Source organism: Komagataeibacter nataicola (genome assembly GCF_003207795.1).
Lineage (GTDB): Bacteria > Pseudomonadota > Alphaproteobacteria > Acetobacterales > Acetobacteraceae > Komagataeibacter > Komagataeibacter nataicola.
On sequence record NZ_NIRT01000002.1, the window covers coordinates 179,701 to 192,939 of the forward strand.

The 13,239-nt window shown below is 64.3% G+C and carries 13 protein-coding genes; all 13 read right to left on the minus strand.

The features are described from left to right. Positions 1 to 66: 66 nt before the first annotated feature. Positions 67 to 552 carry a 3-hydroxyacyl-ACP dehydratase FabZ gene (gene fabZ / locus CDI09_RS02205; protein ID WP_078528062.1) on the minus strand — a complete coding sequence of 162 codons (486 nt, stop codon included), beginning with the start codon at positions 550 to 552 and terminating at the stop codon, positions 67 to 69. A gap of 93 nt (positions 553 to 645) precedes the next feature. Beyond that, complete coding sequence (lpxD, locus tag CDI09_RS02210) at positions 646 to 1,728, minus strand: UDP-3-O-(3-hydroxymyristoyl)glucosamine N-acyltransferase (protein ID WP_236944491.1); 1,083 nt, start codon at positions 1,726 to 1,728, stop codon at positions 646 to 648. Positions 1,729 to 1,738: 10 nt separating this feature from the next. Further along, positions 1,739 to 2,587 (minus strand): OmpH family outer membrane protein, encoded by an 849-nt coding sequence (locus CDI09_RS02215; protein WP_078526629.1) that lies wholly within the window; start codon positions 2,585 to 2,587, stop codon positions 1,739 to 1,741. 7 nt (positions 2,588 to 2,594) lie between these two features. Further along, positions 2,595 to 5,012, minus strand: a complete 2,418-nt coding sequence (gene bamA / locus CDI09_RS02220) for an outer membrane protein assembly factor BamA (protein ID WP_078526627.1) — start codon at positions 5,010 to 5,012, stop codon at positions 2,595 to 2,597. Between the two features lie 192 nt (positions 5,013 to 5,204). Then, complete coding sequence (gene rseP / locus CDI09_RS02225) at positions 5,205 to 6,314, minus strand: RIP metalloprotease RseP (RefSeq protein ID WP_078526625.1); 1,110 nt, start codon at positions 6,312 to 6,314, stop codon at positions 5,205 to 5,207. A gap of 48 nt (positions 6,315 to 6,362) precedes the next feature. Continuing rightward, entirely contained in the window at positions 6,363 to 7,520 is a 1,158-nt protein-coding gene (gene dxr, locus CDI09_RS02230; protein ID WP_078526623.1) for a 1-deoxy-D-xylulose-5-phosphate reductoisomerase, read from the minus strand. Between the two features lie 44 nt (positions 7,521 to 7,564). Continuing rightward, positions 7,565 to 8,410 carry a phosphatidate cytidylyltransferase gene (locus CDI09_RS02235; RefSeq protein ID WP_078526621.1) on the minus strand — a complete coding sequence of 282 codons (846 nt, stop codon included), beginning with the start codon at positions 8,408 to 8,410 and terminating at the stop codon, positions 7,565 to 7,567. After that, a complete protein-coding gene (uppS, locus tag CDI09_RS02240; RefSeq protein ID WP_236944687.1) occupies positions 8,394 to 9,068 on the minus strand; it encodes a polyprenyl diphosphate synthase in 675 nt (224 codons plus the stop codon). Before uppS ends, CDI09_RS02235 begins: the two co-directional genes overlap by 17 nt. A gap of 132 nt (positions 9,069 to 9,200) precedes the next feature. Further along, on the minus strand, positions 9,201 to 9,767 hold the full coding sequence (gene frr / locus CDI09_RS02245) for a ribosome recycling factor (RefSeq protein ID WP_078526617.1): 567 nt from the start codon (positions 9,765 to 9,767) through the stop codon (positions 9,201 to 9,203). A 64-nt stretch (positions 9,768 to 9,831) separates the two neighbouring features. After that, the gene (gene pyrH, locus CDI09_RS02250) at positions 9,832 to 10,572 is read right to left on the minus strand and encodes a UMP kinase (RefSeq protein ID WP_078526615.1); all 741 of its coding nucleotides are present in this window, start codon (positions 10,570 to 10,572) and stop codon (positions 9,832 to 9,834) included. 117 nt (positions 10,573 to 10,689) lie between these two features. Then, complete coding sequence (era, locus tag CDI09_RS02255; protein WP_078526613.1) at positions 10,690 to 11,604, minus strand: GTPase Era; 915 nt, start codon at positions 11,602 to 11,604, stop codon at positions 10,690 to 10,692. Next, positions 11,601 to 12,377 carry a ribonuclease III gene (rnc, locus tag CDI09_RS02260; protein WP_078526611.1) on the minus strand — a complete coding sequence of 259 codons (777 nt, stop codon included), beginning with the start codon at positions 12,375 to 12,377 and terminating at the stop codon, positions 11,601 to 11,603. The genes era and rnc overlap by 4 nt, the downstream gene beginning before the upstream one ends. A 2-nt stretch (positions 12,378 to 12,379) precedes the next feature. Then, positions 12,380 to 13,180 carry a signal peptidase I gene (gene lepB, locus CDI09_RS02265; protein WP_078526609.1) on the minus strand — a complete coding sequence of 267 codons (801 nt, stop codon included), beginning with the start codon at positions 13,178 to 13,180 and terminating at the stop codon, positions 12,380 to 12,382. Positions 13,181 to 13,239 lie beyond the last annotated feature (59 nt).

The window sequence follows — 13,239 nt, forward strand, 5'->3', positions numbered from 1 at the left end:
CCGCAAGTAACTATGGCCTTGGAAACCGGAGCCGCGCAGGCGCGCAGCGGCCCGTTCCCTGCGGGATTACCCCATGATCATGGCGCTGAACGTTGCCTCGGCAACGGACACGCCATCAACGCGCGCAACGCCCTTGAACTTCCAGACATTGGCGCGGCTGCGTTCCTTCTCCACATGAATGTGCAGCTGGTCGCCCGGGCCTACGGGGCGGCGGAACTTTGCACCATCAATGGTCATGAAATAGACCAGCTTGCCCTCAAAGGCCTGCCCGAGCGTCAGCACCACAAGGGTTGCTGCGGTCTGGGCCATCGCCTCGATGATGAGCACACCCGGCATGACGGGGCGGGCAGGAAAATGCCCCTGGAAATGCGGCTCGTTGACCGTGACATTCTTGATGCCAACCGCCGACTGCCCCAGCACGATATCGACCATGCGGTCAATCAGCAGGAACGGATAGCGATGGGGAATCGCTTCCATGATCCGCATGATGTCAATCGATTCCAGGGTCGCGGGCTTTGCGTCCGCTGGCAGTGCCTCTACTTCTTTATCCACGTCGTCCAACCACTTGTTCGGTAAGGAGGGAAAACCTGCCACCAGACGGGCCAGGCGCCTCCTACCGGTTGAATATCTGATGACGTCTGGCGATCAGGCCTTGTCAGCCTTTTCCCCGCCGCCATCCTGCGTCGTTTTCCTGGCCATTCGACGCAGAAAGGCCACGTTCCGGAAGAATTCCCGGAAAGGCATCGCCGGACTGCCGATCACATCGGCCCCGGCATCCACATCGGACATGACACCACACTGCGCCCCGATCCGGGCCTTGGTACCGATCTTGATATGTCCGATCAGCCCGGCCTGCGCCGCGACGGTCACGAAATCACCCAGTTCGGTGGAACCGGAAATTCCCGCCTGGGACACTACGATACAACAGCGCCCCAGCCGCGCATTATGGCCAATCTGCACCAGATTGTCGAGGCGCGAGCCCGCGCCGATCACGGTATCACGGATCGACCCGCGATCCACCGTGGAATTGGCGCCGATCTCCACGCCATCTTCCAGGATGACACGACCAAGCTGCGGCACGTTCTCGAAACCCTCGGGCGTTACGGCAAAGCCGAACCCGTCCTGCCCGATGCGCGCGCCAGGCAGCAGGGTCACCCGCTCACCCAGCAGCGCATGCGAGATGGCGACATGCGCGCCGATGCGGCAGCGCGCACCGATCTCGACACCCGCGCCAATACTGGCATGGGTGCCGATATCCACCCCCGCCCCCACGCGCACCCGCTCACCGAGCACGGCAAACGCGCCAATCGCGGCGGTGGGATCGATCTCGCAGCCCGCGCCGATCACGGCGGTAGGGTGGATGCCCGGCACAACCGGCGGCGCGGGATAGAACAGGGTAGCAATGCGCGCCCAGGCCTGATACGGCGCACGCGACACCAGCACCGCCGCATGCGCGGGCACCTTGTCCGCAAAGGCGGGAGCCACGATCACGGCACCTGCGCCCGTGCCTTCCAGCAGGGGCAGGTAACGCCGGTTATCAAGAAAGCTGACCTGCGTGCGCGTGGCGGATTGCAGCGGGGCTATGCCGGTAAACCGGCGCACCTCGCCACCATCCTTCGCCGCACGCAGTTCGACCCCGCCGCACCGGGCCAGATCAGCCAGCTCGAACGGCCCCTGCGTGACAAAGAAACGTGGATCGCCCGGTATGTTGTCCGGCGTCACTGTCATGAAACGAACCTTAATGCTTGGCGGGCGCGGCGGCGGCCGGGGCGGGCCTGTCGGCATCGGCCGTGGTGGGCATGGTGCCTGATTTGGCCAGCACTTCAGGGTCGGCATCCGCTGCGGGAATGAAGACGGTGGGCAGCACCGCGTTAAGCTGGGTTGCCACCTGCTGCGTAACGTCAAGAGGCTCCTGGCTCAGGGCCACCTGCTCACGGTGCAGCACAAGGTTCATGCTGCGGCTGGCCGCCACCTGGCGAATGATCTGGACCAGTTCGCGCTCGATCTGGCCAAGCGCCACCTGGGCCGCCTCCTGGATCACGCGGTTGCGGTTGCGGAAATCCTTCTGCGCCGCCATGACCCGCTCCTGCAGCTTGCGCTCCTGGGCCTGGATCTGGTCGGACGCCATGGTCTTCGCCTGGCCCTGGAGCTTCTGCTGCTCATCGCGCCAGCCAGCCTGTTCCTTCTGCGCCTCGCGGGCGAGATCATCACGCCGGGCGCCCAGCACGCGCTCGGCCTGCTGGGCCGCACTCGACAGGCGCATCACTTCCGGCACGCTAATTACGCCGATAACCGGTGCCGGCGGGGGCGCGCTCTTGGGCACATCAGGCGCCTTGGGCACGGGCGGCAACGGCAGGATCGGTGGATTCTGGGACTGCGCCTCCTCGGTATCAGCCGGGGCAGCGGCGAGCGGCATGGGGGGGGGCGCCTCATGCTGGGGGGCGCGGGCCGCTGGCTGCGAGGCCTTGGGCACGAACCACCCGGCATTGCCGCCAGTTCCCTGCGCATGGGCGCTCGATACGGCCTGATATCCCCACCCGAGCAGAGCGGTTGCGGCAAGCAGACGGATGCCGGATTTACGCAACATTATCACCTCAGAATTGTTGGCCGAAGCCGAAGCGGAGCAGCTGGGTCCTGTCATTGGTTCCCTTGTGCAGGGGAACACCCAGATCGATATTCACGAGACCGAACGGACTCTTCCACGCAATGCCCACGCCTGTCGAGACAACAGGCGTCAGCGTATCGTCATAGACCGGCGTATATTTCGGCCAGTCCTTCATGGAGGTGTAGCGACGGCGCACGCGCAGGCCATCGAGGCCACCCATATCCACGAAGTAACGCCCCTTGATGCCCATGGCCGAAGCGAATGGAATGGGGAAGTCCACCTGCGCCGAGGCCGTGTACATGAACCGGCCACCAAGGAAGTCCTGCTGCGAATGCATCGGGTTGCCGTCACGCGCGGGAATCGCGTAGCTTCGCGGCCCGACGCCACCATCCATGAAGCCGCGCAGGGAGTTACCACCAAGATAGAAGTTATCGATGATGTCGCTGCGACCACCACCCCAGTTCACGATTTCGCCTGCGCCGCCACGGAAGCTGACGGTCCATTCATGGTTGCCCATCAGGCTGTCGAGCGGAATATAGTAGGCGGCATCGATCTTGCCACGCACATAGCGCTCGTTGCCGCCAATACCCGCGAAGTCACCGCCCACACGTACCACGAAACCTTTATGCGGCTGCTGTCGCCGGTCGCGTGTATCGTATGTCAGGGTGGTACTCAGCTGCGACAGCAGCGACCAGCCGGACTGATCCTGCACGTAATACGACGAATCCGACCATGTATCGTCCACCTGCCGGTCGGTCAGCGTATAGTTCCACGACTGCGAAAGGTGGTTGTTGTAGGAATAACCCATGCGCAACGTGATGCCATACCGGCCTTCAGAATAGCTCTGATAGGTCATGTAATGGTTCTGCATGCCGAAGATGTCGATACCGGCCACGAGGTTGCGGTTGAGGAAATACGGGTCGGTCAGCGAGATGTCGGCCTGGTCTTCATAATAGGCGGCGGTGCCGGTAAAGCCGGCGTCGATGCCGGTGCCGAGCAGGTTATGCTGTTTGAGGCCAAGGTTGCCGAGCACGCCAGCATCGGTTGAATAACCGCCGCCGAGCGAGAACTCGCCGGTGGGCTTTTCCACCACGTCTGCCGAGATGTTGACCTTGTCCGGCGCGGAACCCGGGGTCTGGTCGATCGACACGGTCTTGAAGAAGCCGAGGTCTTCAAGAATCATCTTGGAATACTTGCGGTCGAGCGGGGTGTACGGGTCGCCTTCGGCCATGGGCAACTGGCGGCGGATCACCTTGTCCTCGGTAATGGTGTTGCCGTTGATGTCGATGCGCTCGACATACATCCGCGGCCCTTCGCTGATGTCGAACAGCAGGTTGACGGTGCGCTTTTCAGGGTTGCGGGCAATTTCGGGATGCACCATGGCGAAGGGGTAACCCTTGCCCTGCAGCAGTTCCTGCATGTTGGTGGCGTTATGCTGGATCGCGCTGCCGTCGTACCACTGCCCGTGAAAGAGCGAGATGTATTTCTTCATCGAATCCGCCGAGACATGCCGCAGCGAAGACTGCACGCTCATCTTGTTCAGGCGGTAGCGCGGGCCTTCTTCCATCGTATAGGTGATGTAGAAGCTCTTGCGATCCGGCGAGAGTTCACCCGTGGCGTTCTTGACCTGGAAATCGACAAAGCCGTTCTTCAGGTAGAAACGATGCAGCAGCTCGGCATCATATTTGATGCGGTCGGGGTTGTACTGGTCGCTTGAGGCAAAGAAGCGGTACCACGCCGTCTCCTTTGACGAGACGATGCCCGCGAGCTGCGCGCTGCTGAACGACTTGTTGCCAACGAACGTGACCTTCTTGATCAGGGTCTTCTGCGCTTCGTTGATATGGAAGATCACATCCACCCGGTTATGCGCGAGCCGGATGATCTGGGGGGTGACGGTGGCGGCGTAACGCGCCTTCTCGGCATAGACGGCCAGGATTTTCTGGCGGTCGGCCGAGATGCCCTGCGGTGAGTACACCGCGCGCGGGCGCAGCGAGATGACCTTGGTCAGGTCCTCATCCTTGGCGGCGTGATTGCCCTCGAACACGATGCGATTGACGATCGGATTCTCGACCACATGCACTTCAAGCACGTTGCCCACGCGCTTGAGCGTTACATCATGGAACAGGCCGGTGGCGTAGAGAGTCTTGAGAGAACGGTCGAGCAGATCCTGATTGAACCGGTCACCGGGCTGCACGACCATGTAGGACAGGATGGTGCTGGTCTCGATCCGGCTGTTGCCCTTGATGTCAACCGCCTCGATCGGGTCCTCCAGCGGGGGAGGCTTGATCGCCTCGACCTGCGGGGCCTGCGCGTCTTCCCCGCCGCCTGGCGCTTCCTCTCCACCGAATGGCGTGTTCTGTGCCGCTTCATCCTGTGCGTAGGCGCCAGCGGTCCAGAACAGCGGCACAACGCAGACAGACGCAAGCAGCGCTGAACGTTTACTCGACAATATCGCTATTCCTCACCACTCGGCATGCGGATCAGCCATGCATTAAGACCGGATGGAGGGCCGGCTCCCTTCCTGTCATGTATCAGTCTTGGTGGCGCACCTATCCGATATACACCACAATGTGCAAGCACTTGTATCACTCAGTGCACCTTACCCGTGTCCAGCGCGCGAGGCGAGCCACTGAAACAGCCCAAAATGTGACAGATCGTTAAATGTTGAAAACAGGAACAGTCCGGCAATAAGGGCAAAGCCAACCTGAAAGCTGACCTCCTGCACCCGGCGCGAAACCGGTCGCCCCAGAATAGCCTCAAAAATATAAAATACCAGCCGCCCGCCATCAAGAATCGGCACCGGAAACAGGTTGATCAGCCCAAGGTTGATTGACAGCAGCGCCATGAAGGAAACGAGGCTCGCCACCCCGTACTGCGCTACCTGCCCCGACATCTGGGCAATGCGCAGCGGGCCGCCAAGATCCTTGGCGCTGTGCTTGCCGGTAATCATCTGCCACAGCCCGTCGAGCGTCTGGACCGAGACGTTCCACGTTTCCTTCACCGCCGAGATAAAGGCGCCCGGCAGGGATTGCGGCCTGCCCATATCAACCGCGAAGACGACGCCAAGCTGACCGTGCGGCGTACCGCCCTTTTCCGTCACGCTACCGATATGGATGGGCAGTGTGCTGTCACCGCCATTGCGGTGAATGCCCAGCGTGGTGTCCACGTCCGGCAGGCCGCTTACAAAGCTGCGCAGGTCGGTCGCGTCACGCACCGCATGGTCGCCCACGCGCGTAATCACGTCGCCCTTTTCCACTCCGGCTGCCGCAGCCGAACTTCCCGGCGCCACCATATCAACCTGATTGAGCACATGGGGCTGGCCAGACGTGGCGAACAGCCCGGTAAACAGCACGATGGCAAGCAGGAAATTAAAGACCGGCCCCGCCAGGATCACGATGGCCCGCGAGCCGACCGGCTTGTCATGAAAGGTGCGCCCGGGCTGCCATGCGGCCTTCTGTTCCTCGGTCGCGTCTTCCGGGCCTTCGAATCCATGCGGGCGCACGTAGCCGCCAAGCGGCACCGGACACAGCCGCCATTCCGTACCCACGCTGTCATGCCAGCGCAGCAGCGGGCGGCCGAAGCCGATCGAAAACACCTCGACATGCACGCCACGCCAGCGGGCGGCAAGATAGTGACCAAGTTCGTGGATGAAGACCAGCACTCCCAACACAAGGGAGAACGCCAGAAGGGTCCGGATCAGATCATGCATGAATGCTAAGCTATCCCCCGATGGCCGCCGTGACCATCCACAATCACATCATGCCGCGCGAGCAGCAGTACGCAGGCGGGCGACGCGACGGGCCTCGCCATCCCAGTGCAGGACTTCTTCCAGCGTATCCGCGCGCTGCGGCCCGATGGACTGCATCACGTCCTCGACGATGCGGGCAATATCGAGAAAGCCGATCTCACGCTTGAGGAAGGCCTCGACCGCAATTTCATTCGCCCCTGACAGGATGGCGGGCATGGCGCCGCCCGCGCGCAGGGATTCGCGCGCAAGGCGCAGCGCGGGGAAGCGGACCTCGTCAGGCGCTTCAAAATCAAGCCGCGCCAGGGCCGCAAGGTCGAGCCGGGGCGAGTTGGTGGGCATGCGCTTAGGCCAGGCCAGCGTATGGGCAATGGGGATGCGCATGTCGGCCGAGCCAAGCTGGGCCACGATGGAGCCATCGGTATACTGCACCATGCCATGCACCACCGATTGCGGATGCACGACCACGCCGAGCCTGTCCTCGGTCACGTTGAACAGGCGGGCAGCCTCGATCAGTTCCAGCCCCTTGTTGAACATGGTGGCGGAATCGATGGTGATCTTGGCCCCCATGGTCCAGGTCGGGTGCTTGAGCGCGGCTTCAAGCGGGGCTTTTTCCATTTCCTCCAGCGTGGCGCGGCGGAACGGGCCGCCCGACGCGGTGAGGATGATCTGCTCGACCTCATCGGCCTGCTTGTCGGCCATGGACTGGAATACGGCGTTATGCTCGGAATCGACCGGCAGCAGCGTCGCTCCCGCATCGGCCACGGCCTTGAGCATGACATCGCCCGCGCAGACCAGTGCTTCCTTGTTGGCAAGGGCCACGGCATTGCCGTTCTTCACCGCCGCCAGCGTGGGCTCAAGGCCGGTTGCCCCTGTAATGGCCGCCATGGTCCAGTCAACCGGCAGGCTTGCCGCCTCGATCACGGCGCTGCGGCCACCAGCCGTCTCGATATCCGTGCCTGCCAGCAGGGTTTCCAGTTCCGGCAGCAGGCTTTCATCGGCAATGACCGCGCGGCGCGCGCCCAGAGCACGGGCCTGCTCGGCCAGCTTGGCCACATTGCGGCCGCCCACAAGCGCGCCTGTGCTGAACTGCCCGGGCGCCTGCAGCAGCAGGTCTACCGTGGAGCAGCCAATGCTGCCCGTACTGCCCAGAACGGAAACTGTCTTCATTGCAACCTTATTCCCCAAAACGTCCCATGGCCGGGGCCATGACTTCAGTGCTGGCCCACATACCAGAAAGCCGCGCGCCCTGCCGCCCCCAAAGACAGCAGGGCCGCCATGGGAGCCGCGACCAGCAGCCCGTCAAAACGGTCGAGCAGGCCGCCATGGCCGGGCAGGATGGTGCCCGAATCCTTTACGCCGCGCGCCCGCTTGAGCGCGCTTTCCGCCAGGTCGCCCACCTGGGCCGAAAGGGCGATCACCCCGCCAAATACCGCCCCGCGCCACAGCACGCCCGGCTGGGCCGCGGGCATGAGGCCTGCGATCAGCATGCCGCCCAGCACCGCGCACACAAGGCCGCCGATGGAGCCGGACCAGGTCTTGGCGGGTGAAATGCGCGGCGCCAGCCTGGGCCCGCCAAACAGGCGGCCCGTCATATAGGCCCCGGTATCGCTCAGCGCCACGCAGGATACGACAAACAGGACCACGCCCGCCCCCGGGTCGCTCATGGTGCGCAGCCACAGAAGCGACAGCCCGGCACAGCCAATGGCCACCTGCCCCGCCCCGAGTGCGGGGCCAAGAACGAGACCCGCCGCCATGACCAGCAGCGCGCCCCACCACTGCCCGGCTACAGCGGCAATACCGATGCAGGCGGCCCATGCCACGCAGAGCTGGCCGCGCCGCGTCTCGCGCCCGAAGCCGAACATCCGCGCCCATTCGGCCGCCATGCCCGCCATGGCCAGCACGATCATCGCACCATAAAGCAGGCCGCCATACCACACGCACAGCCCGGCGCACGGTATCAGCACCGCAGCCGACAGCACGCGCGCGCGCAGGTCTTTCCAGTTACCGGATTTTACAGGCGTGGCGGAGGCCACAGCGCCTTCACGCCGGTCTTGCACCGAATCGCCTTTCACGCCGCGAATAGATCTCGAGCACGGTATCAAAATGCGCTTCGTCAAAATCCGGCCAGGGCGTGTCGAGAAAAACCAGTTCAGCATAGGCCGACTGCCACAGCAGGAAGTTCGAAAGCCGACTCTCGCCACTGGTGCGCACCACCAGGTCGGGGTCCGGCATGCCCGCGGTCAGCAGGGCGCTGGCAAAGACGGATTCATCAATCTCGTCAGCCGCGATATCGCCCCGCGCCACGGCCTGCGCCATGCGGGCCGCCGCCTGCACGATATCCGCCCGCCCGCCGTAAGAGAGTGCAAGAACCAGCACCAGCCGGTCATTGCCCATGGTCACCTGCTCGGCGCGCCGCGCTTCTTCCTGAATGTCAGGGGGGAAGCGCGTCAGGTCGCCGATGATGCGCAGCCGCACGCCTTCGCGCGACAGCTCGGCCACCTTGTGGCGCAGGTAGTAGCGCAGCAGCCCTGTCAGGTCAGCGACCTCCCCGGGCGTGCGCCGCCAGTTTTCGGATGAAAAGGCATAAAGCGTAAGCCACTTCACGCCCCGCTTGATGGCCACCGTAACAGTACGCTGCACCGCCTCCGCCCCGGCACGATGGCCCGCAAGCAGCGGCAGCCCCCGCGTGTTGGCCCAGCGCCCGTTGCCATCCATGATGATGGCAACATGCTCGGGCAGGCACGCAGCGCCTGCAACCGGATGATCTGACCCGGACAAGACCTGATCGTCCTCCTTAGTCATGCGCGATAGGGGGTGGGGAGAGCGGGGGCAGGATGCACGGACGGGTCAGACCTGCTTGATCTCGCGTTCTTTTTCAGCCAGCAGGTCGTCCACGCGCCTGACGTACTGGTCCGTCAGCTTCTGGATCGCGTCAGACCATGTCTTTACGTCATCCTCGCTGATGTCGCCTGCCTTCTCCAGCTTCTTGGTCTGGTCCATGCCATCGCGGCGCACGCCACGCACGGCAATCTTGCCGTTCTCGGCATATTTGCCAGCGGCGCGGGCCAGTTCGTTGCGGCGTTCTTCCGTCAGCTGCGGAATGGGCACGCGCACGGTCTGGCCATCGGCCGCCGGGTTCAGCCCCAGCCCCGCATCGCGGATCGCGCGCTCGACAGCGCCCACCAGCGTACGGTCCCAGACCTGCACGGTCAGCATGCGCGCCTCGGGCACGGCAATGGAGCCGACCTGGGTCAGCGGCACTTCGCCGCCATAGGCTTCAACCCGCACCGGCTCCAGCAGGGCCGGGCTGGCGCGGCCCGACCGCAGGCCCGCGAAATCACGGCGCAGGCTTTCGATGGCGCCGTCCATGCGGCGGGTCAGATCCGCCAGCAAACTTTTCTGATCGACAGACACTGTGGCCCTCCTCCTAATAATCAATCCATCGCCCGTCAGGCCTGCGCCCCGGGCACGGCGTGCTTCAGTCCGCCGCCACGATGGTGGTAAAACGCCCCTCGCCCCGCATCACGCGCGAGAAGGGTTCCTGCCCGTGAATGTTGAAGACCACGATGGGCAGGCGGTTCTCGCGCGCCAGGCTGATGGCGGCTGCATCCATGACATTGAGGTCATTGGCCAGCACATCGCGATAGGTCAGGGTGTCGTAACGCGTGGCATCGGGATGCTTGCGCGGGTCGGCGGAATATACGCCATCGACCTGCGTGCCCTTGAACAGGGCGTCGCATTCCATCTCGGCCGCCCGCAGCGCGGCCCCCGTATCGGTGGTGAAGAACGGGTTGCCCGTGCCTGCGGCGAAGATCACCACACGCCCCTTTTCCATGTGCCGCACGGCGCGGCGGCGGATATAGGGCTCGGCGATGGAGGACATGTGAATGGCCGTCATGACCCGCGTGGGCACGCCATGCCGCTCGAGCGAGTTCTGCATGAGCAGCGCGTTGATCACGGTGGCCAGCATGCCTGCGTAATCGCCCTGCGCGCGGTCCATGCCGCGTGCTGCTGCCGCCACCCCACGGAAGATGTTGCCACCTCCGATGACAAGGCACACCTCGACCCCGGTCCGCGCCACGGCCGCCACGTCCACCGCAATGGCGTCAACCGTTGCCGGATCAACGCCGTAAGATCCGCTCCCCATCAGGGCCTCGCCTGACACCTTGAGCAGAACACGCTTGTATGACGGAGCGGGGGTTTTGACGGGCTGGGTCATTGGGCCTCGGAACAGGTCAGGCAAACAGGACTAGGGACGGGCAGGCCGCCCGGCCATGCCCTGTCATATAGACGGATGCCCCCCCCCACAAGCCGATGATGCCGCTCTTTTAAGGATTCAGGAAATGTCATCCAGGCCGATGGCCCGCAGGCGGGCGCGCTCCTCGTCCCATCCCGCGCGTTCCTTCACATTGAGGAAAAGGTGGCACGTACGCCCCAGAAGGCGGCCAAGTTCGCGCCGCGCCTTCTCGCCAATGGCGCGAATCCGGCTGCCGTGCTCACCGATCAGGATCGCCTTGTGCGAGGCGCGCGTGACATAGATCGTCACCTCGATGCGCACCGAGCCATCAGGGCGCTCCTGGAAGCTTTCCGTCTCCGCCGTAGCGGCATAGGGCACTTCCTGGTGGGTCTGCAAAAAGACCTGCTCACGCACCATCTCGGCGGCCAGCAGGCGGTCGGGCAGGTCGGTCAGGTCATCTTCGGGGTAGAGATAGGGGCCTTTGGGCAGTTCGGCGGCCAGGCGGTCGAGCAGGTCGTCCACCCCCTCGCCCGAGCGCGCGCTGACCATGAACACATGCTCGACCGGCAGGATGGACGAAAGCTCCGCCGTGAGCGGCAAAAGCGCATCGCGCTTCACGAGGTCGGTCTTGTTGAGCACCAGCCACAGCCTGCGCTTCTGTTCGGCCAGGCGGGTGGCGATCGCACGCAGCGCATCGGTCATGCCCGCGCGGGCATCGACGATGAGCAGCGTGATGTCGGCATCTTCCGAGCCGGTCCAGGCGGCGGCGACCATGGCGCGGTCGAGCTTGCGCCTGGGCTGGAAGATGCCCGGCGTATCGACGAGCAGCATCTGGGTCGTGCCGCGCATGAGAATGCCCAGCACCCGAAAGCGCGTGGTCTGCGCCTTGGGGCTGACGATGGACAGCTTGGTGCCCGCCATGCGGTTGAGCAGCGTGGACTTGCCCGCATTGGGCGCGCCCACAATGGCCACGAAACCGCAGCGTGTCGTATGATCAGTATTCTGGCCGGTCATTGTCCCTGCCCTTTACGGTTCGTGGTGATGGCGGCCTGGCTGTCCACGCCCAGCTGGCGCAGCAGGTCCGATGCGGCATCGCTTTCAGCCGCGCGCTTGCTGCCTGCAATGCCCTGGCCGGTCTTGCCCTGCGCATCAACCGCAATGACAAAGCGCGGCGCGTGCGATGGGCCGTCCGATGAAACGACACGGTATTGCGGCAGTGGCAGCCCGCGTCCGAGCACCCATTCCTGCAGCGCCGTCTTGGGGTCCTTGGGCGGGCGGGCCTGGGCTACGATGGCGTCGCGCCACATGCGCCGCACGAAAGCGCGGGCCGGGTCGAGCCCGCCATCAAGATAGAGCGCGCCGAGCAGCGCCTCGACCGCGTCGGCCAGCACGGTGGCCATCTGCCGCACGCCCGCGCGCGCTTCATGCTCGGCCACGTCCAGCGCCGACTGCAGCTTCATTTCATGAGCCACCTGCGCCAGCACCGTGCGCGAGACCAGATGGGCATGCCGCGGGCCAAGCGCGCCTTCCTGTTCATCGGGAAAGCGCTCGAGCAGCCATTCGGCCATGACCAGCCCGAGCACCCGGTCGCCTATGAACTCAAGGCGCTCGTTCGATCCCGCCCCGCGCCTGGCCACGCTGAGGCGCGTGCGGCGGTTGCCGCTGCGCTCATGCGCCGCCGAGCGGTGCGTCAGCGCGCGCAGCAGCAGCTCGGGGCGGGTGAAGTGATAGTCCAGGCACGCCTCCAGCCGCCTGATCTCGGCCGCGGGAACGCGCTCGGCCTCCATGATCAGTGCACCCCCATGAACAGGCGGCCCCAGCGGATCTCGGTGGGCCAGTACCACACCTGCCAGAACGGATGCGCGTTATCGACGGACATGAAGATCCACTTCGCCTGCCCCACCAGGTTTTCCATCGGCACGAAACCGAGATCCTGCGGTTCATCGCCCATGAAGCGGCTGTCGGCGCTGTCATCGCGGTTGTCGCCCATGGCGAAGAAGTAGCCCGGCGGCACGACATATTCCGGCGTGTCGTTCTTGCCGCCCTCATCGGTCAGCTTCAGGATATCATGCGCCACGGGGCCACGGCCGCCGCTGCCGGGCAGGATCTCGCGGTAGCGGTCGCCTTCCATGCGGGTGCGGTGCTCGTCGATGGCGGCATAATCGCCTTCAGCCTCGCGGGGCACCTCGGTGCCATTGAGGTAGAGCCTGCCCTCGCGCATCTGCACCGTATCACCCGGCAGGCCAACGATGCGCTTGATGTAGTCGATCGAGGTATCCTTGGTGAAGCGGAACACCGCCACGTCACCCCGATGGGGCATGCTGCCAAAGATGCGCCCCTCGAACAGGTTGGGCGCGCCCGGCAGCGCGAAATGCGAGTAACCATAGCTGTATTTGGCCACCCACACGTAATCACCCACCTGCAGCGTCGGGATCATGGAGCCGGACGGAATGTTGAACGGCTCGAACAGCACCGTGCGCACGGTCAGCGCCAGCACGCCCGCTATGACCACGGTGCGCACGAGTTCCATCAGCCCGCCGGGGCGGCGTTCGGTCTCGGCCTGCGAGAGAATTGTCTTGTTATCGTCCATTGGCATGTCTGTATCTTCAATCCGGCTCTGGCATCGACCGGACAGGCTGCGCCGGACGA

Excerpts from the sequence above, each read along its gene's own strand:
- lpxD (WP_236944491.1), bottom strand. The coding sequence starts at position 1,728 with ATGACAGTGACGCCGGACAACATACCGGGCGATCCACGTTTCTTTGTC.
- CDI09_RS02215 (WP_078526629.1), bottom strand. The coding sequence starts at position 2,587 with ATGTTGCGTAAATCCGGCATCCGTCTGCTTGCCGCAACCGCTCTGCTC.
- rseP (WP_078526625.1), bottom strand. The coding sequence starts at position 6,314 with ATGCATGATCTGATCCGGACCCTTCTGGCGTTCTCCCTTGTGTTGGGA.
- dxr (WP_078526623.1), bottom strand. The coding sequence starts at position 7,520 with ATGAAGACAGTTTCCGTTCTGGGCAGTACGGGCAGCATTGGCTGCTCC.
- uppS (WP_236944687.1), bottom strand. The coding sequence starts at position 9,068 with ATGGATGGCAACGGGCGCTGGGCCAACACGCGGGGGCTGCCGCTGCTT.
- pyrH (WP_078526615.1), bottom strand. The coding sequence starts at position 10,572 with ATGACCCAGCCCGTCAAAACCCCCGCTCCGTCATACAAGCGTGTTCTG.
- era (WP_078526613.1), bottom strand. The coding sequence starts at position 11,604 with ATGACCGGCCAGAATACTGATCATACGACACGCTGCGGTTTCGTGGCC.
- rnc (WP_078526611.1), bottom strand. The coding sequence starts at position 12,377 with ATGGAGGCCGAGCGCGTTCCCGCGGCCGAGATCAGGCGGCTGGAGGCG.
- lepB (WP_078526609.1), bottom strand. The coding sequence starts at position 13,180 with ATGGACGATAACAAGACAATTCTCTCGCAGGCCGAGACCGAACGCCGC.